The 18,454-nt window shown below is 48.9% G+C and carries 23 protein-coding genes; 8 read left to right on the forward strand and 15 right to left on the reverse strand.

Annotated elements, in window-relative coordinates; genetic code table 11:
- Positions 1-36 precede the first annotated feature (36 nt).
- Positions 37-1,035, forward strand: a complete 999-nt coding sequence (locus tag J5A52_03160) for a DHH family phosphoesterase (GenBank protein QUB37128.1) — start codon at positions 37-39, stop codon at positions 1,033-1,035.
- 66 nt (positions 1,036-1,101) lie between these two features.
- Here J5A52_03160 and J5A52_03165 read toward each other — a convergent pair whose 3' ends face one another.
- Entirely contained in the window at positions 1,102-1,701 is a 600-nt protein-coding gene (locus J5A52_03165; protein ID QUB38001.1) for a transposase, read from the reverse strand.
- A 155-nt stretch (positions 1,702-1,856) separates the two neighbouring features.
- Positions 1,857-2,105: a helix-turn-helix domain-containing protein gene (locus J5A52_03170; GenBank protein ID QUB37129.1), complete on the reverse strand. Its 249-nt coding sequence runs from the start codon at positions 2,103-2,105 to the stop codon at positions 1,857-1,859.
- A 219-nt stretch (positions 2,106-2,324) separates the two neighbouring features.
- On the opposite strand from J5A52_03170, the gene J5A52_03175 reads away from it, so the two are divergent.
- Entirely contained in the window at positions 2,325-2,654 is a 330-nt protein-coding gene (locus J5A52_03175; GenBank protein QUB37130.1) for a hypothetical protein, read from the forward strand.
- Positions 2,655-2,960: 306 nt separating this feature from the next.
- Entirely contained in the window at positions 2,961-3,410 is a 450-nt protein-coding gene (locus J5A52_03180; protein QUB37131.1) for a hypothetical protein, read from the forward strand.
- Positions 3,411-3,635: 225 nt separating this feature from the next.
- Here J5A52_03180 and J5A52_03185 read toward each other — a convergent pair whose 3' ends face one another.
- The 11 genes from J5A52_03185 to J5A52_03235 all read right to left on the reverse strand — a co-directional run bounded on the left by J5A52_03185 (position 3,636) and on the right by J5A52_03235 (position 12,165).
- Complete coding sequence (locus J5A52_03185) at positions 3,636-5,030, reverse strand: hypothetical protein (GenBank protein ID QUB37132.1); 1,395 nt, start codon at positions 5,028-5,030, stop codon at positions 3,636-3,638.
- Between the two features lie 78 nt (positions 5,031-5,108).
- Positions 5,109-5,534, reverse strand: coding sequence for an ATP synthase F1 subunit epsilon (atpC, locus tag J5A52_03190; protein ID QUB37133.1), 426 nt, complete (start codon positions 5,532-5,534; stop codon positions 5,109-5,111).
- A 4-nt stretch (positions 5,535-5,538) separates the two neighbouring features.
- Complete coding sequence (atpD, locus tag J5A52_03195) at positions 5,539-6,915, reverse strand: F0F1 ATP synthase subunit beta (GenBank protein QUB37134.1); 1,377 nt, start codon at positions 6,913-6,915, stop codon at positions 5,539-5,541.
- Entirely contained in the window at positions 6,908-7,390 is a 483-nt protein-coding gene (locus J5A52_03200; GenBank protein QUB37135.1) for a hypothetical protein, read from the reverse strand. Before J5A52_03200 ends, atpD begins: the two co-directional genes overlap by 8 nt.
- The gene (atpG, locus tag J5A52_03205; GenBank protein QUB37136.1) at positions 7,387-8,256 is read right to left on the reverse strand and encodes an ATP synthase F1 subunit gamma; all 870 of its coding nucleotides are present in this window, start codon (positions 8,254-8,256) and stop codon (positions 7,387-7,389) included. The genes J5A52_03200 and atpG overlap by 4 nt, the downstream gene beginning before the upstream one ends.
- Positions 8,257-9,792, reverse strand: coding sequence for a F0F1 ATP synthase subunit alpha (locus J5A52_03210; protein QUB37137.1), 1,536 nt, complete (start codon positions 9,790-9,792; stop codon positions 8,257-8,259).
- Positions 9,793-9,801: 9 nt separating this feature from the next.
- Positions 9,802-10,182 (reverse strand): F0F1 ATP synthase subunit delta, encoded by a 381-nt coding sequence (locus tag J5A52_03215; protein ID QUB37138.1) that lies wholly within the window; start codon positions 10,180-10,182, stop codon positions 9,802-9,804.
- Positions 10,183-10,722 (reverse strand): F0F1 ATP synthase subunit B, encoded by a 540-nt coding sequence (atpF, locus tag J5A52_03220; protein ID QUB37139.1) that lies wholly within the window; start codon positions 10,720-10,722, stop codon positions 10,183-10,185. It lies immediately after the preceding gene.
- A gap of 15 nt (positions 10,723-10,737) precedes the next feature.
- On the reverse strand, positions 10,738-10,950 hold the full coding sequence (locus J5A52_03225) for a H(+)-transporting ATPase (protein ID QUB37140.1): 213 nt from the start codon (positions 10,948-10,950) through the stop codon (positions 10,738-10,740).
- A 37-nt stretch (positions 10,951-10,987) separates the two neighbouring features.
- Positions 10,988-11,827: a F0F1 ATP synthase subunit A gene (locus J5A52_03230; protein QUB38002.1), complete on the reverse strand. Its 840-nt coding sequence runs from the start codon at positions 11,825-11,827 to the stop codon at positions 10,988-10,990.
- A gap of 59 nt (positions 11,828-11,886) precedes the next feature.
- The gene (locus J5A52_03235) at positions 11,887-12,165 is read right to left on the reverse strand and encodes an AtpZ/AtpI family protein (protein QUB37141.1); all 279 of its coding nucleotides are present in this window, start codon (positions 12,163-12,165) and stop codon (positions 11,887-11,889) included.
- Between the two features lie 63 nt (positions 12,166-12,228).
- Between J5A52_03235 and J5A52_03240 the strand changes: the two genes are divergently transcribed.
- From J5A52_03240 to J5A52_03250, 3 genes are all read left to right on the forward strand, one after another.
- Positions 12,229-12,438, forward strand: coding sequence for a hypothetical protein (locus J5A52_03240; protein ID QUB37142.1), 210 nt, complete (start codon positions 12,229-12,231; stop codon positions 12,436-12,438).
- 57 nt (positions 12,439-12,495) lie between these two features.
- A complete protein-coding gene (locus J5A52_03245; protein ID QUB38003.1) occupies positions 12,496-12,768 on the forward strand; it encodes an NrdH-redoxin in 273 nt (90 codons plus the stop codon).
- A 1,302-nt stretch (positions 12,769-14,070) separates the two neighbouring features.
- Complete coding sequence (locus J5A52_03250) at positions 14,071-14,292, forward strand: hypothetical protein (GenBank protein QUB37143.1); 222 nt, start codon at positions 14,071-14,073, stop codon at positions 14,290-14,292.
- A gap of 194 nt (positions 14,293-14,486) precedes the next feature.
- Here J5A52_03250 and J5A52_03255 read toward each other — a convergent pair whose 3' ends face one another.
- A complete protein-coding gene (locus J5A52_03255) occupies positions 14,487-16,145 on the reverse strand; it encodes an ABC-F family ATP-binding cassette domain-containing protein (GenBank protein QUB37144.1) in 1,659 nt (552 codons plus the stop codon).
- A 63-nt stretch (positions 16,146-16,208) separates the two neighbouring features.
- Between J5A52_03255 and J5A52_03260 the strand changes: the two genes are divergently transcribed.
- Together J5A52_03260 and smpB are read left to right on the forward strand one after the other, a co-directional pair.
- Positions 16,209-16,556: a hypothetical protein gene (locus J5A52_03260; GenBank protein QUB37145.1), complete on the forward strand. Its 348-nt coding sequence runs from the start codon at positions 16,209-16,211 to the stop codon at positions 16,554-16,556.
- Between the two features lie 37 nt (positions 16,557-16,593).
- Complete coding sequence (gene smpB / locus J5A52_03265; protein QUB37146.1) at positions 16,594-17,073, forward strand: SsrA-binding protein SmpB; 480 nt, start codon at positions 16,594-16,596, stop codon at positions 17,071-17,073.
- A gap of 112 nt (positions 17,074-17,185) precedes the next feature.
- On the opposite strand, the gene J5A52_03270 is transcribed toward smpB, so the two are convergent.
- Positions 17,186-18,445, reverse strand: coding sequence for a glycosyltransferase (locus J5A52_03270; GenBank protein QUB37147.1), 1,260 nt, complete (start codon positions 18,443-18,445; stop codon positions 17,186-17,188).
- Positions 18,446-18,454 lie beyond the last annotated feature (9 nt).

The following is an 18,454-nucleotide window of genomic DNA, read 5'->3' on the forward strand; positions in this document are numbered from 1 at the left end:
TTTTGAAGCGCACACACCAAACGGAGACAAGTAATAATGTTCACTGAAGCAAAAAAAATAATCGACAACGCAACAAATATCGTCATCATTCAAGCGGAAAACCCTGATGGAGATAGTGTTGGTTCAGCGTTAGCGCTTGAGGAGATTCTCAGCGATATTGGTAAAAGTGTTAGTTTGTATTGTCCGGTCGCTATCCCAAAGTACCTGCGCTATATTCGCGGTTGGGATCGTATCTGCGCAGAGTTTGATACAAAAGCCGATGCAGCAATTATCGTCGATACAAGCGCCGATATCTTGCTCAGCAAAGTGCTTGGTACTCCTGGTGTGCGGCATTTTTTAGAGACGCACCCCGTGCTCGTACTTGATCATCATACGACTGGCAGCACGCTCAGTTTTGACCACACGATGATCAGCCAAGACGTTGTCGCAACAGGCGAGCTAATCTACAATTTGGCACAGGACGCCGGTTGGGCAATCAACCCGCAAGCTGCCGAGGATTTACTGATCGCTATTATGAGCGACAGCCTAGGACTAACCACGCAAAGTACGCACGCCGATTCATTCACGGTCGCAGGCGAACTGACGCGGCTCGGTGCAAGCAACGCGGCAATTGAAGAGCGCCGCCGCGATTTTATGAAAAAGTCGCCGGAAATTTTGGCGTATAAGGGGCGGCTGATTGAGCGGATCGAATATCTACTGGACGGAAAACTAGCGCTCGTGCATATTCCGTGGGAAGAAATCCAAGCGTACAGCGACCAGTACAATCCGAGCATGCTCGTTCTCGACGAAATGCGGCTCGTAGAAGGCGTCGAAGTTGCGTGCGCGATCAAAACCTACCCGGACGGCAAACTCACTGGCAAATTGCGCTGCAACACCCCCGTTGGCGAGCAAATCGCCGGCTACTTTGGCGGCGGCGGCCACCCATACGCCGCAGGATTTCGCATTTACGGGGCGTATGAAGCAACGGTGCGCGAACTCGTTGACGCGGCGGATAAAGCTCTTAAAAACTTCAAAACAACCGCCGACCAAGCATAGCAATGGTCTATCTAGATTCTAAGTTCATAATTATTTACTATTTTTCCGCATGGCTACGTATCCAACTCAAAACCTCTGCAACATCTCCCTAGGCGTGCGTAACTGTATACCTAAGCGTACACGATGGTTGTTGTAGTAGTCTAGGTATGACGTTAGCTGTGCCTGGACTTTTTGTATGCTGTCTTTGGCTGTTATGGTTCTGCCGGTGCATTCATCTTGCAGGGTGCGGTTAAAGCGTTCGATGTGGGCGTTGTCGTTGGGTCTGCCGAGGCGGCTGTGTCTGGTAGGTATGCCCGCTTTCTTCAGGGTCTGCTCAAAGTAACGGCCATATTCTGGTTCATTGTCGCTCTGCACCATAGAGATGGTAAAACCCCACCGTTCCCGGGCTTCAAGCACCGCCTGGGCGGCTAGCCCTGGGCGCAGCTTAGTAGCTAGAACAGCGTGAGTCATTCTGGTGTAGAGGTCAATAACAGTATAGTAATACAACCGTTTGCCGCTGTATGGGTCAACGTAGTGAATAGTATCGGTTTGGACTAGTTCGCCTGGAGCAGCGGCTGGCGGGCGCTTGGGATTACTTTTCTTTACCCTAGGTTTTCTAGCGCCATCGAAGCAGTGGTGGCGCTGGAGGATGCGCCGTACGCTGCTGAGGCTAACCTTAATCCCCAGTCTATTGTTTACGTAGTGCCAGACAGCTTCAGCCGCAGCGCTTTAGTTTTTCTCTAGCTTCTAGGACTGCTTTAACTATATGCTTTGGTATAGCCCGAGAGTTGCTGTGCGGACGCGAGGAGAGGGTTGGGATGTTCCAGGTGCAAGCCTGCAGCTTAAACTTGGATACGGGCGCCTATCCCGGGGATGTAGCCGGCAGGCTTAATCTGGCGGCTAATGCGGTTGTTGTTAACGAAACAGAGGTTACTGTTTTGCTGTTGCCATTTCTTAAGCCAGCGCCAAATAGTACTGCGGTTAACCCCCAAGCGCAGTGCAACTACTCCAACTGGCAGCTGCTCCTGAATGAGCAGCTTCATAGCATCGCCTCTAGCTTTAGGAGCACTAGAATTGGTATTATATGCCATAGCAGGTCTTCCTTTCTGTAATTAGTTGTTGTAACTACAGTTTACGAGGCCTGCTTTTTGGTTGCAAAGGTGGTGGGTTGGTACGAAAGTATTGACTTTAGGCGGCAAGTATGGTATATAATATATCAGCTTTTGTTGAGAGTTCAATGCATCCTGCATTACGAAGGACTCTCCAAAAGTGTTCATTGACAAGCAATCTGAAGAGAGGGGGTGGCCACCATGGCCACCAACAACATCGACGCTCGGTTCTTCTCTCAGGACGCAGTGTGCTGCGTTCTTAGGGGACTTACCCCCTCTTCGCGCGAGACGAGAAGGGAGGTAGAAGACCTTAAGAGACATCTTCTGTCTTATTTCTGTAACGTCATCACCATGTATATGCACGTCAGTAAGATGGAGACGTATTCTGGCGTCGTAGATGCCGTCGCTTTTTGGTGGTTGGAGGTTCTCTCCAACCACCAGCCCTCGTGGCGAGGAGGCTCTCTCCTCGTCACCCCAGCGCCTGAGGAGGCGTTGGATTACTACCTGGATAACGTGGTGGCGCAAGCCTAACCACGTTATCCAGGAGGGGGGGCGAATATGACCCTGCAGCCTTAGACTTTGCCCGGGTTTGTTTATTCCCGCCTTTCTCTCTGATCTGCTTGTCATATTCGCTCCATAGGTGCGTGCCTATGCTGATGAGTCCAAAAGGACGAAAGCGAGTTGGCCCTAATAGGTTAAATTAATTAGGTACAGCAAAGACCCATCCTATTAATGTATCGTGGTTTGCGCCCGCTTCCATACTGGTTGATCGTACCGACATTACGCAACGCAGACATATACTTGACAAAATATCCATCCTGTGTTACAATGAAAACCATGAGTAGTTTAGAGAGGAAATATTCAAATAACAACCATAATGATACGCATGAGGTACCATTAAGGAATCGTCTGCGTACCAGAATTGCTGCAGGAATGCTAGCAGTAGCAGCAGCATTCGGCGTTAGCAGTTTGTCTCACGAAGGCAATACCGATAATGCTCCGCAGCAAGAACTTGCTTGCGTTTCAGAGGAGACCACGTTTGCTGGAATCCACGATACGACTAACGAGCTCACAGAGCGTGTTGCAAAAGATGGTAAAGAATACAGCTGGCCTGTCATGATATATGATCGTCCAACGGAGAATATGAGATACCGCGAAACAAACGGTATGTCTGTCGATGAGGATGCTCGTGTTGAAGTAACAGTATGCCGAGATGATAATGCCTTATATAATTTATACGCTAGAGTTAATTCATTAGAAAGCTATCCTAAAGAAAGCGACCAGTAACCAATAAGCTTAATAGGCTAAAGAGAATTAGCGATTAATCAAGCTAAGGAAGCAATCAGGCAAACAATTAGCTAACCAAGCAACTAATCAATCAAGTAAGTGAATAACTAATCAATTAACGAAACGTTAACTAACTAACTAACTAACTAAACCGCCAACTACAGGTATGTTGTTGGCGGTTTTTTGTGGGGGTTAAGTATTAGTTTTTATGGCAGTTTCTGTGTGCTAGCATGTTTCACCCAACCGCCCCGCTGCGCACAGCTGCTCATACAGCTCACCGAGCATATACATTGACCCGACAACAACAATAGGACGATCATGCTGGAGCGCAGCGTTGAACGCGTCGATCGGGGTGTCAAATTGTCTGACATTCTTCATGTTGCATACGCTAATAACCGCCGCGAACTCTTCCGGTTTCACGCTATAATTCTGTAAATGAGGTGATGGCATGTCACGGAAGAACTGTGTAATATACACCCTGTCTGCCAAATAACCGATTGTCTCAAGCGACCCCCTCCAGTCCTTGCCATGCTTTGCTGCAAAAATAACCAACGGGCGATGCCATTCTGGACGATGTGCAAGTTCACTTAAAAATGCTGCAATCTTCTGCGGATTATGCGCGCTATCCACCATTACGTTGCGCCCATCAAGATGCCACACATTTGCACGACCTGGCAACTCCGCTTCTAAGAGCGCTTGGCGCGCCATATCAAACGAAAAATCCCAGCCATCGCGCGTTGCCAAAAATCGTACCGTATCCAGCGCAACCGCCGCATTTTCCATCTGGTAATCACCCGGTGTCTGTGTCTCCATCGGTTCGCCGCGATACAAAAATTCAACACCCGTCTCTGTTCGAGATTGCAACGATACATACTTCAATGGCTCACTCCAAATAATTTGCGACTGGCGTCCGTATGCAACTTCTTCAAGCACTGCCCGCACTGAATCTTGTTCCGGTCTCAATGCAACAACCGTGCCGCCGTAGGGGATGATACCAGCCTTTTGCCAAGCGATTTCTTCAAGCGTGTTGCCTAAAATCTCGGTATGATCAAGTCCGAGGCGCGTAATAACCGCTAATTTGTCTGACCGACGCACCGTGTTTGTAGAATCATAACGACCGCCCAGTCCCGTCTCAATCACGCCATAGTCAACATGATGAGCTTCAAATAACCTCAGTGCTAGCGCATTCGTTACTTCAAAATATGTCGGGCGACCATATGGCGTATATTGCATTGACCGCACATAAGGAATGAGGTCAGCGGTAGCTTTGGTAAACTTAGCTTCACTTGGCAACTCTATATTTATCTGCGCACGTTCGCGAACGTCAAATACGTGCGGCGAAACGTGTAATCCGTTCGTTTTGCCATGTGCTTTCAAAAGATTGGCAATAAAATAGCTCGTCGAACCTTTACCGCTCGTGCCGGCGATGTGAATAATCGGGAACGATTCCTGCGGATCACCTAGCAGTGCAAGCCATGCTCTCGCTCGCTCAAGCCCCACTGCGCCACGAAACACCGCATTGCCAAGTGACGGCAAGTCGTCAAATAAAAATCTCTTTGCATCCGAGAATGCTTGTATATTGCCAGACAACGGCACGGTTTGGTTCTTGCGAGTCGCCATCAAAGTTATTATAGCGCCCCGAAGGGATGCGCGCATTACTAAAAGAGGCTTACGAGAAAGCGAAAAAATCCTTGGCTACTAACGCCGGCGCCGGCGCCGATGCAGCTCGGCAACCTTCAACCGTACCGCATGACGATCAACCAGCTGATGGGCTTTTTCTAGCTCAACCTGGTCGCTTGATTCTTCTTGCAACTTCAGTGCGCGTTCTAGCGCCGCCTGGCTTTCCGCCTCGATAATATCGTCGCCATGTTCCGCTTCGTCAACCAGAATACGCACGCGCTCTTGATTAATCTCAACCACGCCCCCCGAAATCGCAAAATATTCCAGCTCATCATCGCGATCTTCTTTACGGCGGCGCACTGTTACTACGCCGGGTATTGCCACCGTCACGAGCGCCTCGTGGCTTGGAAAGACCGAAATCACACCCTCGGTAGTCGGCAGAATTACTTCATAGACTGCTTCGTCAAGTTTGACGCCAGCCAATGTCACCAACTGAAACTGCATTTGGCTAGTCCTTTTTCTCGCTTAGCGGTACAGGCGACATGTAGAACCAGTTCTCTGGTTTGTCATCATATTTACCAGACAAGATGTCTTTAGCGTCGCGAATTGTATCTTCAAGTTTGAAATAGCTACCCGGGTTTCCAGTAAACTGCTCGGCAACATGGAATGGCTGCGCTAAGAAGCGCTGCAAACGACGGGCGCGCGCCACGGTCTGTTTTTGATCGTCCGACAACTCTTCCATACCGAGAATAGCAATGATATCCTGCAGCTCTTTGTACTGCTGCAACACACGCTGCACTTCGCGCGCCACAGCATAGTGCTCGTCGCCAACAATCTCCGGGTCAAGCGAATTTGAACTAGAATCAAGCACGTCTACTGCCGGGTAAATACCAATTTCCGTCAATGCGCGGTTCATCACAATCGTCGCATCCAGGTGGGCGAATGTCGTCGCTGGCGCCGGGTCGGTTAGGTCATCAGCCGGCACGTACACTGCCTGCACTGAAGTAATTGAGCCTTTTTTCGTGCTAGTAATACGCTCCTGCAGTGCACCCATTTCTTGCTGCAAGTTCGGCTGATAACCCACAGCACTCGGCAAACGACCAAGCAGGGCAGACACTTCGGCTCCCGCCTGCGTAAAGCGAAAAATATTGTCAACAAACAATAGCACGTCCTTACCTTCATCACGAAACGCTTCAGCAATCGCCAGTCCGCTCAACGCCACGCGTAGACGCGCTCCTGGCGGTTCATTCATCTGCCCAAAGACAAGCGATGTTTTGTCGAGCACGCCGGCGTCTTTCATCTCGTAGTAGAGGTCATTACCCTCGCGCGTACGCTCGCCGACACCGGCAAATACTGAGTTGCCGTCATGGAACTTTGCAATATTATTAATCAGCTCCTGAATCAGCACCGTCTTGCCGACACCTGCACCCGCGAACAAACCAGCCTTACCGCCCTTGGTAAGCGGCGCAATAAGATCAATCACCTTGATGCCTGTTTCTAAAATCTCCGTCTTGTTTGACTGTTCAGTCAGCTCAGGCGGTTGGCGGTGAATCGGCGCGCGACGTACATCCTTTGCGATTTTTTCACCGTCAATCGGTTCACCAACCACATTGAACATTCGCCCCTGAGTCGCTTCACCAACCGGCACGCTAATCGGCGCACCCGTTGCCGTTACGTCCTGCCCGCGCCGCAAGCCGTCAGTGCTTTGTAGGCTAATGGTTCGCACCGTATGCCTGTCTAGATGCTGCGCCACCTCTAACGTGACTATTTGCTCGCCACGGGTAACCGTTAGCGCGTCGTAAATCGCCGGCAATTCTGTGTCGTTAAACTCGACGTCAACTACTACGCCCATGATTTGGATAATTTTTCCTACTTTTTTACTCATGACCTTCTCCTTGTTTCAATACGTCAATCAATTCTGCAACATCACCATTAGGCAACACAATTCCGCCAAGTGCCGCAATTTCAGGCGCTTTCGTACTCACACCGCCATCAGGCTCTTCAAGTAAATACGTTGGTACGCCGCTTATATACGCCACTGTCATCTCCATCAGCGTATTTACGCCAATATAGCCAGGTTTGTTATTCTTTTCATAATTACACACTAATATCGCACGCGAGCGCGCAATATTCGCAAAATGCCGATCCATATAATCTTTTTTCTTTGCAAGCACCTGATCCTCAGTGAGCGATGACCAGTCGACATTTTCCTCAATAGCGGGAACACGAACACGCAGCCCGGCTGCTTCAAGCGTTCGAGCGACTGCCGCGAATTTCTCTTGATGCGCCATTGACCCGCAAATCGTAACATCAACCAAATCTGGATTATACTGGTTCACCAGTTGTGCTATTCTCGTCATCGCATTGCCTCCACGCCAGCGCTAATCTCTGTCAACTCTTGCGTAATTGCCGCTTGTCGCGCCTTATTCATTTCAAGTGTCAGCGCATCAACAAGATCAGTCGCGTTATCGGTAGCGTTTTTCATAGCGAGCATGCGCATACTATGCTCGCTGGCGCGCGAATCCATCAATGCCTGGAACAGGCGCGCACTAATTAACCGATAGGCAATATCGTCGATAATCTGCTTCGGGCTCGGTTCAAATCTTGCTTCGGCAATATCAGGCTGCACATTATCAGTTGGCGTGAAGCCAGCAGGGAACAGGCGTACTACGTCTGCTCGCTGCGTTAGACTACTAACAAACCGCGTAAAAATGACGTCCACAGCATCAACTTGATTCGCTTCAAACATATCTTTCGCAGTGTTCAGAATCGCGTGAAACTCAGCACCCGAAAAATGATCCGGCAGATCCTCATAGGTACCGACTATTTCCGTGTCTTTGATGCGCGTTGCCGCCTGAGCAATTTTACGCCCTACTGCAATCGTTTTATTTGCAATATTTGCCGCATCGTCGGACTTCAGCTCGTGCACGTAAGACTTCAGAATATTTGCATTATACGCGCCCGCCAAACCCTTATCGCTCGCGACGACGATAAGCAAGCGAGACTTCACTGGACGCACCGTGAACCATTTATGTCCGTTCGTCGCACCTTGTGCCGCTAGATAAGTCAGCAGTTCGCGTGCCGCTACTGTATATGCCTGCGAGCTCTTTGTCGCCTCTTGCGCTCGGCGCATCTTGCTCGCCGCTACCATCTGCATCGCCTTAGTGATTTGCTTCGTGCTTTTCACCGAGCGAATGCGCGATTTTAGTTGCTGGGTAGACGCCATTTACTCCTCGTACCCTTTCGCAATTGCTTTAGCAGCGTCTCTCACGATTTTTGCAATTTTTTCATCTTCGCCAAATTTTTTATCACCCTTTGCAAGCGCGCGCATATCATCTTTGTGTTCAGCCCACAAGCGCTCCAATAGTGCTTGCTGCGCCTCTTTAATCTTTGCTGCCGGCACATCATCGAATAACCCTTCGCTCACTGCCGCGATTGATGCAACTTGCTCCCAAACGCTCATTGGCTGATACTGCGGCTGTTTGAGCAGCTCTGTTAAGCGCTGGCCGCGCTCAATTTGCGATTTCGTCGCGTCGTCCAAATCCGAACCAAACTGCGCAAAACTCGCAAGCTCGCGGAACTGGCTGAGGCCAAGCTTTAGGTTGCCGCTGACCGACTTTACCGCCTTTGTTTGTGCAGCACCACCGACACGCGACACGCTCAAGCCTGCAGAAATTGCCGGGCGAATGCCTTGATAAAACAGATCTGTCTCCATAAAAATCTGGCCGTCTGTAATAGAGATCACATTGGTCGGAATGTAAGCAGAGATGTCACCTGCCTGCGTTTCGATAATTGGAAGGGCAGTTAACGACCCGGCGCCTAATTCATCTGATAATTTTGCAGAACGCTCCAACAAACGCGAGTGCAGGTAGAATACATCGCCCGGAAACGCTTCGCGACCCGGCGGGCGGCGTAACAGTAGCGACATCTGGCGGTATGCCACGGCGTGCTTCGTTAAGTCATCGTAGATCATTAGTGCATGCTTACCACTATCGCGGAAGTATTCGCCCATTGACGTGCCGGCGTATGGCGCCAAATATAGCAGGGAAGCTGAGTCGCTCGGACTCGTTGCCACAACAATTGTTTGATTCATCACGCCTTCGGACTTCAGGCGTTCGACCAGTCGGGCAATTTTTGATAATTTCTGACCAATCGCTACATACACGTTAACAACGCCGGTTTTTTGGCGCGCTTGATTAATCATCGTATCAAGCGCAATAGCGGTCTTGCCCGTCTGACGGTCGCCGATAATTAACTCGCGCTGTCCACGCCCAATCGGGAACATAGCATCAATCGACATAATACCAGTCATCAGCGGCTCGTGCACGCTCTTTCGACCCATCACGCCAATAGCTTCGCGCTCTACCGGCAAACGATGTTTTGCTTTAATCTCCGAGCCACCATCAAGCGGTTGTCCAAGCGGATTGACCACTCGTCCAAGCAATTCTTCGCCAACCGGCACGCTAAGCACTTCGCCCTTCAGCTTGACTCTATCGCCAGCCGCTACACCCTGGTCGCTGCCTAGCAGCACTGCGCCGATTTCGTCTTCCATCAGGTTCAGCACGAACGCTTCGACAATACCGTTAGCTGTTTGCACTTCCAGCACTTCCGAATAGCCCGCCTGGCGCAGCCCATATACCCAAACTACGCCGTCGCCGACGCGTGTCACGATACCGACTTTTTCTAATCCTTCTTTCGCCTCAAGTCCCGCGATCGCCCGCCGCAGGCTCTCAGACAATTCCGCCACTGCGTTATCAGCCATATTGCTCCTTTACTTCGCGCCCTTGAGGGCGATTAATTTACGTTGAATCGTGTCGTCAAACTCGCTATCGGGCAAGGTAATTTTCACGCCGCCAATAACATCCGGATTGATGCGCTCGCGAAAATGCGTCTCGTGCCCTCCAGCGAGTGTACGTATACGCGCGCGCAGCTCATTGCTTAGCTGGTGCGCCGAAATTGTTTCAATGACGACGACGCCGCGCGCTTGCAACTCCTCTTCAATCGCTGCGACAACCAAATTCGCCGTACGCGTCGCTTTTGTTTCGATCAAATACGCCGCAATTTCGCGCAGCAATAAACCGCAATCGCCACCCGCCGTCAATACATCAGCCGCGTAGCTCGCAATTCGTCGCCGCGAAATCACCTGCGCCATTTATTGCAGCTCCCTGAGGTTTTCCTCAATCAGCTGCTTATCTTTGCGCGCATCAACAGTGTGGCGCGTTACGCTCGCAGTCGCCTCAACCACTAAGTCAATCATTTCGCTGCGCAAATTTTTCTTTGCTGCTGCTAATTCTGCCGCCACATCACGCCGCCCATTCTCAATAATCTGCTTCGCTTGTGATGACGCTTTTGCCTCAGCATCGGCTATCATATCTGCCGCTTCTTGCTTTGCCGACGACACAATCGCCCGCGACTTACGCTGTACATCTTTAAGCATTGCTGCGGTGCGCGCTTCGCTTTCGTCGGCCGCTTTCTGTGCCTGCCGTGCTGCTTTGGCGCCCGCTCTAACTTCGGCATCCCGTTTATCCAGCGTCTCAACAAGCGGCGGATACACAAACTTGCGGAGTAAAACGAGCAATACTAGAAACGCAACCGTTTGCGAGCCAAGCGCCTTCCAGTCAAGTCCGAGCGACGTGAACATATCCGCTTTTTCCGCGTGCACCGCCGCAAACTGTGTCACACTTTCTATCACGATGTACCCCTGCTACTACATAACCTTTCCGACAATCGCTGCAACGAAACCGATAATTGCGATCGCATCAATAAACGAAATACCGAGCACCATCATTGTGCGCAAATCGTTAATCTTTTCTGGATTACGCCCAGCCGCCTTCAGCGCTGACGCGGCGACAATTGCTGCACCAGTTGCTGCAAATGCCGCTGGAACTATGTAGGTAAGAGTAAATGCTAGTGCTTCCATAATTGATATTCTCCTTATAAATTATGCTGTTATCGTTTTATACTTCACCCTCTGCTGCTAATTTTGAATTATCAGTAAGAGAATGATCGGGTGTATTATGAGACTCATCATGGTCGCCATGCGGCACAAGACCCAGGGAAATAAACACTGTTGACAACATAAAGAAAATATACGCTTGAATACCGCCAATGAACAGTTCAAAGAAATAGAACGGCTGAAGCGCTACCGGAGAAGCAAACTGTGCCATATATGAAATTACTATCAGTAGAATCTCACCGGCTAATACATTGCCGAATAAGCGGAAACTCAGACCCAACATGCGCGAGAACTCTGCTACCAGTTCCAAGATACCGACAAACGACATAATCGGATCACGCAGCGGGTTTACAAAGTAACGCCCCATATTACCACGAAAGCCCATATACTTAAACGCATACACCTGCGCCGCGACAATAGTCACGATCGCCAATCCAAACGTCATGTTTAAGTCCGCTACGCCACCACGCAATAGGGGAGTGCCGTGCTCGCCAACTGTGATCGGGCCAACAACAGGCAACAAGCCTAACCAATATTGTGCCACCACAAAAAAGAATATCGTAATCGTTAACGGTGCAACTCGTCGCGCCCACACCTCATCTTGGATCACCTGCTTAACTGTGCCGTACAGCCCTTCAAACGTCCACTGCATCAAGCGCGTTGCAAATGTATGTTTTTTACGCCCCAGTACCGCCAAGCGCATCCGAAACATCAGCCACACGAGCACGATTAGTCCAAACGCGCCGAGCACCTGCGAATTCGTTACTGTAAATCCGCCAATCGTTGCGACTGTATCAGCTTTTACCGAGATATGCGGACTAGCCGCCGCAAATGTCGCCATAACAGTGTCAGTCACCGTCGCACTTGCACTAGATACCAATGTTGTACTGTTAGATATCATTATGCCCGTACCGCCTTTCGTCGCGCACCACCAATGATTTGCCGCCTTACGAGCACAAACGCGCCAGCAAACCCTAGCGCGATACCGCCAAACATTAGCCATGGTTTCGTACCAAACTGCATATCTAGCCACACGCCAGCCAGCGTCAGGCCGACGCTCGGCGTAAACATACGCCACGTCGTGCCTGCCATCGTCGCCATAATCGCCGGCACCGGCACGCTTGCAGAGGATGTGGCGCCCGCCGCACGGCTGCCGCTATCGCCAAAGGGTTTACTCATACGCAGTTAATTGTATCAGGCAACCAGATTGTCTGTAAAGCCCGAAGCTCGTATACTACAAACATGCCACGCCGTAATCGCACTCCTAAGCACCAGCGCTACCGCAATAATTCCGCCCGAGCGCCTGAGAAAAAGCGCTTCGCTAGCCGCAGCGATGCCCTGCGTGCTATTCGCGAACTACAAAAGTACCATTTAGACTTGAGGCTTACTTGCTATCAGTCACCTGTTGACGGCGGTTGGTACTTGACAAGCGACACATCTAGCGTTCAATAAGCTCTTGCGTACGCTACATATTGTGTGTATAATGATTACGGTTAACGAAAAGGGGTCATAATGTCAAAAACTACACAATCACACGTTATTATTTATAGTGCCGCCTGGTGCGCATTTTGCAAGACCGAAAAACAATATCTAGAACACCTCGGCGTACCATTTACCGTACGCGATATTGAAACTGACGAAGGTGCGATGGACGAGCTGCTCACCAAAGTCGACAGCAGTACTAGTAGCGTCCCCGTTACCGACATTGACGGTATTATTGTCCGCGGTTTTGATCGCGCTAAGATTGACGCAGCACTGCACGATAAAGGGTTGCTTGCCTAGGGTACATTAACCTAACCCAAAACACCTCTAGTAAAATTAGTTCTAGCTATATAGTAAACAACTAATCAAAGAAAGAGATATCCCAGCATGTCTCGTTTAGCAGGGTATACCGACGAGCTAAGCTCGGTGTAAACAGCTAATACCCTATGTACTGTTAACAAAACATAAGGCCAGCCTTAGATTATCTTCACTGACGTTAGAGTAGTACTATCACTATCATCGTTATCACCCTCACTATTGCTCTTACTCACAAATATCCAATCATTATCACTCTTGCCCTTACTTTTATCCTTACTCTTACCCATAAACATCCAATAATTTTAGCTATTCTCTTAGCCTAAAAATACCGGATATCGATATCCGGTATTTTTTATCTATTTTACCTCTGTTATCTTTTATTCTTTTTTCTCTTCTTTTATATATAAATATATAGAGGAGAATTATGGTAAGAATTATGAGGAAGAATTATATGGGATTATGGAACTATGAAACTATGGGAGTTATAGAGTTATAGAGTTATAGAGTTATAGAGTTATAGAGTTATAGAGTTATAGAGTTATAGAGTTATAGAGTTATAGAACTATAGAACTATAGAACTATAGAACTATAGAACTATAGAGAATATCATTAAAGAGCTATAGAGAGTTAGGAGTATAGGAGCATAGGAGTTGTTAAAGAACTACTTATAGAGAGGTAGAGAGAGGTAGAGAGAGGTAGAGAGAGGTAGAGAGAGGTAGAGAGAGGTAGAGAGAGGTAGAGAGAGGTAGAGAGAGGTAGAGAGAGGTAGAGAGAGGTAGAGAGAGGTAGAGAGAGGTAGAGAGAGGTAGAGAGAGGTAGAGAGAGGTAGAGAGAGGTAGAGAGAGGTAGAGAGAATTAAGTAAATAGTTTAGGAAGATTAGTATAAATAATAATTGAAGTAAGCAAACAGGTAGGCAGACGAAGTAAGTTAAGTTAAGTTTTAAGGTAAATTAAGTTAGTTAGTAAATGGATAGACGAATGAATGGATGAATGAACGATGGATAGACGAATGGATGAGCAAACAGATGAGTAAACAGATAGATAAGCAAATAGGTAAGCAGACGAATAATAAACGTTTCGTACTTAAGAAAGGGCAGATAGCTATACTTGAGGCGTTGTATGGGTGCAGGTTTGGAGGGTGTTGGTGTTTTGGGTTGGGGTAAGGTACCTTCTTACCCAGCTTATGCTTGACTAAGTATAATCATATATCGTATATATGGAATAACTTTTCGCGCAATCTCGCGCGGAGAGGTCGCTCTTTAAGCTAGAGAGAGGAGTAGAGCAATGGGAACTGCCCTCATTGTTACTTTGTTCATTATTGCGATTGTCGCCTGCCTGGCGATTATCGTTACCATTCAGGCGTGGTTTATTATGATCATTCTGGGTGCGCTGCATGCATCCGGGTTGGAGAACGTTCCAGCAATTTCTTTCTTCCGAGCATTTTTGCTCGTATCTCTAGCTATGGTAGTCTTCTGGTTGCTGCATGTGGCAACCAGAGACTACTAGTTCTCGCCCCCGAAATAGCTCGCCGACTCAGCATTAGACCTGATTGAGCGCTTTCTTGTAAACGCTCTCGGGCTTTTTGTCCGAAGTTCGGCTTGAGCTGTTTCGGGGGCTATTTTCTTTTTGTGCTATTTGCAATAATCAGCAGGGGATTCAGCCAACGCTATCTATAGCCTAAAGGAGAGAAGTCTATTAGCCTACACCGCGCTAATTTGTACAACCGTGCCACCGATCTTTCGGCGGAAATAATCGTCGTGGCTAACGTAAAGTATTGCGCCTGAATAGCGCTCAAGCGCCATCTCTAGCTCTTCAATACTCGGCAAGTCCAAATGGTTCGTTGGTTCATCTAGGATTAGCAGCTGCGGATCATTTGCCAGCATACTAATGATCTGGAACCGTGCTTTCTGTCCGCCGCTCAACCGAACAAGCGGCGTCATACCGTCAGCATCAGTAAACAGATAATCGCCCATTAGCTGGCGGATTTTTGTCTCGCCAATTGCCAGCTTGCGGTCAATATACATTTGCTCAATCGCATCGTGTAACGGCATATTCAGATACGTCGACGTGATTTCCTGCTCGTATACGCCCACGCGCACATGCGGGTCAAGATTAAGTGTACCGCCATAAAGTACAGGCGCTACGTTTGAGCCCTGAGCAGGGCTTGCTAGCAATGCCCGAATCAACGTTGTCTTGCCTGTTCCGTTGCGCCCGCGCAGCTCTACTGCTTCGCCTTCGCGCAAATCAATATTCACGCCCTCAAACAACAGTACATCGCCATATCCAAGTGCCACATCGCGCGCCTCAACAAGTTTGCGCCGCGAGCGCATCGCACCATCCTTCATACGCAAATGGATGTTACGCGCCTTGAATTTTTGGTAACGATCCGCCACCTTGTAATCCAACTGCGCTACATGCTCACGGTCAATCCAAAAGGTTGGCTTTTCGATTTTTTCTAACTCCGCTAGCTCTATCGATGCTTGATTCTCGCGTCGCTTGAATTGTTTAATCGTATCGGGGTCGCGCGCCCGTTCTTTCATGCGCCGAAACTGCAGTACTTTATCTTTTAGATTCGCGATCCGCCGCGCCACCGTCTCATATTCATTCATCGCGTTGCCCGTCGCGAATGCATTATGTTTCAAATACGCGTCATAGTTTCCTTCAAAGCTTACCGTCGCACCGTCCTTCAGCTCAATAATTCGATCAACTTCTTTCAGTACGTCGCGGTCATGCGTAATCACCAGCATCGCCTGTTTTGATGTTTTCATCCAATCGATAAACTGCTTCTTTGCTAGGTAATCCATGTGATTGGTCGGTTCGTCAATCAGTGCCAAATCCGCTTGCGCGTGCATAATTTTCACGACCTCAACCAGCCGCTTCTGGCCACCACTTAGCGAGGCGAGGGGACATTCCGCCATACCGTCCATTTGAAAATTTCTCAACTCTTCGGTCACAAGCTCCTCAATTTGATAGAACCCTTTTTGCCCAAACCGATCAAGCGCTTGCGTATATTTTTCAATCTTCGCCATGTCACTACCCATCGTCTCGGGATAGGTATGCAGAATATGCCGCAATCGTGCGTACTCCGGCAGCCCGCTCAAGATGTACTCCAACATTGTTATGTCACCAATATCGTGATGCTCTTGCGCCGTTGCTACAACCACGCTGCCGCGACGAAAAATCACGCTACCCGTGAAATCTTTATCCGCGCCTGTCAATATGCCAAATAGCGTCGTTTTTCCTGCGCCATTGCGTCCGATGAGCCCGACTTTCTCGCCGTCATCCACACTAAACTTCACTCCGGCCATCAACACCGTAGGGCCAAACGATTTCTCAGTAATATGGACGTCGGCAATCATACGGAATAGTGTATCACGAGACAGTCTTGACACAAATCACAAAAATTACGATAATACGACGTTATGGGAGAAATTATTACATTAAGTCCGGCGGAAGACCCCGACGATGACAGCCACGATTCACAATATGGTAATTTATGCAGGCCATTTGATAAAAAAGGGTTGCGGTCAGAGATTAGTAAACAATGCCATGGTTACGAATCAATCAGAGCATTCGATGGCTTCACGGCGCTCATCGAATATCTAGAGTCAGCAAGCCCGAAAGAAGTAGCGAATACGATAACGAGACAAGAGGTGCTTGGCATTATTTCGCGCGCTCGACAATCTTGCGATTTTTCATCTTTGGAAGGATGGCTGGCACGGCTTGAACAGATTATCAGGAAACATAACGGCGATAACTCTATAGACTAAATTACCACCACATATCTCTGATATAATTAGTTACAGCATGAGCAAGAAGCGTCCACACGGCAAAAAACACACTGGTTCGTCCGCGATCGTTAACAGACGGGCACGATTTGATTATACGTTGGGCGACGAGATTATTGCAGGACTAGCGCTGACTGGTCTTGAGGTGCGCGCCGCCCGTGACGGGCATGTACAACTAAAAGGTGCATTCGTTACAGTAAAAAATGGGGAATTATGGCTAAATAACGCTAGTTTCAGTCTGCGTCATAACGAGCGCGGCAAGCCCGAAGCGCGCACGGTTGATACAAGCCCGCGCAAGTTGCTTGCAAACCGCAAGCAAATTGATCAGCTCGCCGCAAGCCGTACGCAAGGCATGACAATCGTGCCGACAAAATTATTGACACAGGGACGATTTATCAAGCTCGTTATCGCGCTCGGTAAAGGCAAAAAGCGCTACGATAAACGCGAAACTATCAAACGCCGCGACCAAGACCGCGAGGCAAAGCGGCTGATGCGCTAAGAATGCGTCAATAAGTTATCGCGATCAGATGCACCATATTCACATGGCAAGAGCGCAGCAGGCAACAAAACACGCTTAAGACTCAAGCGTTCAGGTTTTATGAAACTTTAAGTTATTCCCCAAGTTCCCGCCGCGCATCAATCAGGCGCTGATACAATTCAACAAGTTTTTTCGCCATCGTTTCAGAGTCAAACGCTTTAGCGACACGCAACGCGCCTGCTGACAAGCGCTTAAGCCTTTCGCGGTCGTTAAGCATGTCAGTAAAGACGCGCGCAAAATCTTCACCTTCAATTCCGTCGGTCAAAATTGAATTCTTCGGCGTAAGCGCTTCGGTCAAACGCTCATCACAGTATACAATCGGCAAGCCTGCTGCTGCCGCTTCCAAAAACGTCATCGGCTGATTATCGAAATGATACGACGCAAGCGCAAACACGTCTGCCTGCTTAAGCAACGATGCTACCTGCGCGCTTGAGCACATCCCCGTAAATATCACGCGGTCTTCTAGCTCTAATTCCGCCACGCGCTTACGCAATTCGCGTTCGTATGGGCCGCCGCCGACAAGTACGAGTTTAATCGTCTTATCGGTAATGTGAGGCATCGCCTCAACAAGCGCCATTTGCCGCTTCTCTGGGCTAAGCCGCGCCACGCAAATGATAAATTTTTCACCGCGCTTTTTTGTAATTGGTGAGTCTATAGCACGCGCATAACGATATTTTTTTGTATCAATACTATTCGGGAAAATATAATACGGCGTCGTCAAGCCGCCTTCGTCGACTAGAATCTTCGCTAAATGTTTCGACGGTGATAAACACGCATCGCATTTATTCGCGAACGCTGCCGTCAGACGCCAGCCTTGACGCGATAGCATATCTTTGATCTTACTGCGATCAAGCTCGCGAATCTGCTCGCGCGACATTTTCGGCATAATCGGCTTCGTTCTCAACACTACGGGAAACGCTACCGTTGCTGCGATCAACCCCGCCGTCACCATAAACGGATAATCGTCGATGAGCTCGGTGTAGAGCGTATGGATTGTCGTGACATGCGGAATATTCTGGCGCTTCGCAACGCTATGCGCTAACACGCCTAAATAAAACTGCGTCTGGCTATGTACGACATCAAAGTCATATTCGTCAAGGCGTTTTGCAAGCCCTGGGTAAATATATGCCATTTCGCGCTTTTCAAACACATAATTCTTTGACGATGGCATACGAATTACGTGGTCTTCATAATCGTCATAATCTTCGACTTTCGGAGCAACAACAAACACCTCGTGCCCTAAACCCTCTAGTGCTTGCTTGTATGTTGCTGTCGACGTTGCCACGCCGTGCACCGACGGTAAATAATCGTCGATAAACAGTCCAATTCTCATAACTATCCC

It is taken from the genome of TM7 phylum sp. oral taxon 349, from assembly GCA_018127705.1.
Lineage (GTDB): Bacteria > Patescibacteriota > Saccharimonadia > Saccharimonadales > Saccharimonadaceae > Saccharimonas.

Coding starts and splice junctions, on each gene's coding strand:
- J5A52_03255 (QUB37144.1), bottom strand. CDS start 16,145: ATGATTGCCGACGTCCATATTACTGAGAAATCGTTTGGCCCTACGGTG.
- J5A52_03225 (QUB37140.1), bottom strand. CDS start 10,950: ATGGAAGCACTAGCATTTACTCTTACCTACATAGTTCCAGCGGCATTT.
- J5A52_03270 (QUB37147.1), bottom strand. CDS start 18,445: ATGAGAATTGGACTGTTTATCGACGATTATTTACCGTCGGTGCACGGC.
- atpG (QUB37136.1), bottom strand. CDS start 8,256: ATGGCGTCTACCCAGCAACTAAAATCGCGCATTCGCTCGGTGAAAAGC.
- J5A52_03260 (QUB37145.1), top strand. CDS start 16,209: ATGGGAGAAATTATTACATTAAGTCCGGCGGAAGACCCCGACGATGAC.
- J5A52_03170 (QUB37129.1), bottom strand. CDS start 2,105: ATGGCATATAATACCAATTCTAGTGCTCCTAAAGCTAGAGGCGATGCT.
- J5A52_03235 (QUB37141.1), bottom strand. CDS start 12,165: ATGAGTAAACCCTTTGGCGATAGCGGCAGCCGTGCGGCGGGCGCCACA.
- J5A52_03250 (QUB37143.1), top strand. CDS start 14,071: ATGGGAACTGCCCTCATTGTTACTTTGTTCATTATTGCGATTGTCGCC.
- J5A52_03185 (QUB37132.1), bottom strand. CDS start 5,030: ATGGCGACTCGCAAGAACCAAACCGTGCCGTTGTCTGGCAATATACAA.
- J5A52_03200 (QUB37135.1), bottom strand. CDS start 7,390: ATGACGAGAATAGCACAACTGGTGAACCAGTATAATCCAGATTTGGTT.
- atpC (QUB37133.1), bottom strand. CDS start 5,534: ATGCAGTTTCAGTTGGTGACATTGGCTGGCGTCAAACTTGACGAAGCA.
- J5A52_03210 (QUB37137.1), bottom strand. CDS start 9,792: ATGGCTGATAACGCAGTGGCGGAATTGTCTGAGAGCCTGCGGCGGGCG.
- smpB (QUB37146.1), top strand. CDS start 16,594: ATGAGCAAGAAGCGTCCACACGGCAAAAAACACACTGGTTCGTCCGCG.
- atpD (QUB37134.1), bottom strand. CDS start 6,915: ATGAGTAAAAAAGTAGGAAAAATTATCCAAATCATGGGCGTAGTAGTT.
- J5A52_03230 (QUB38002.1), bottom strand. CDS start 11,827: ATGGCGACATTTGCGGCGGCTAGTCCGCATATCTCGGTAAAAGCTGAT.
- J5A52_03215 (QUB37138.1), bottom strand. CDS start 10,182: ATGGCGCAGGTGATTTCGCGGCGACGAATTGCGAGCTACGCGGCTGAT.
- J5A52_03180 (QUB37131.1), top strand. CDS start 2,961: ATGAGTAGTTTAGAGAGGAAATATTCAAATAACAACCATAATGATACG.
- J5A52_03160 (QUB37128.1), top strand. CDS start 37: ATGTTCACTGAAGCAAAAAAAATAATCGACAACGCAACAAATATCGTC.
- J5A52_03175 (QUB37130.1), top strand. CDS start 2,325: ATGGCCACCAACAACATCGACGCTCGGTTCTTCTCTCAGGACGCAGTG.
- J5A52_03240 (QUB37142.1), top strand. CDS start 12,229: ATGCCACGCCGTAATCGCACTCCTAAGCACCAGCGCTACCGCAATAAT.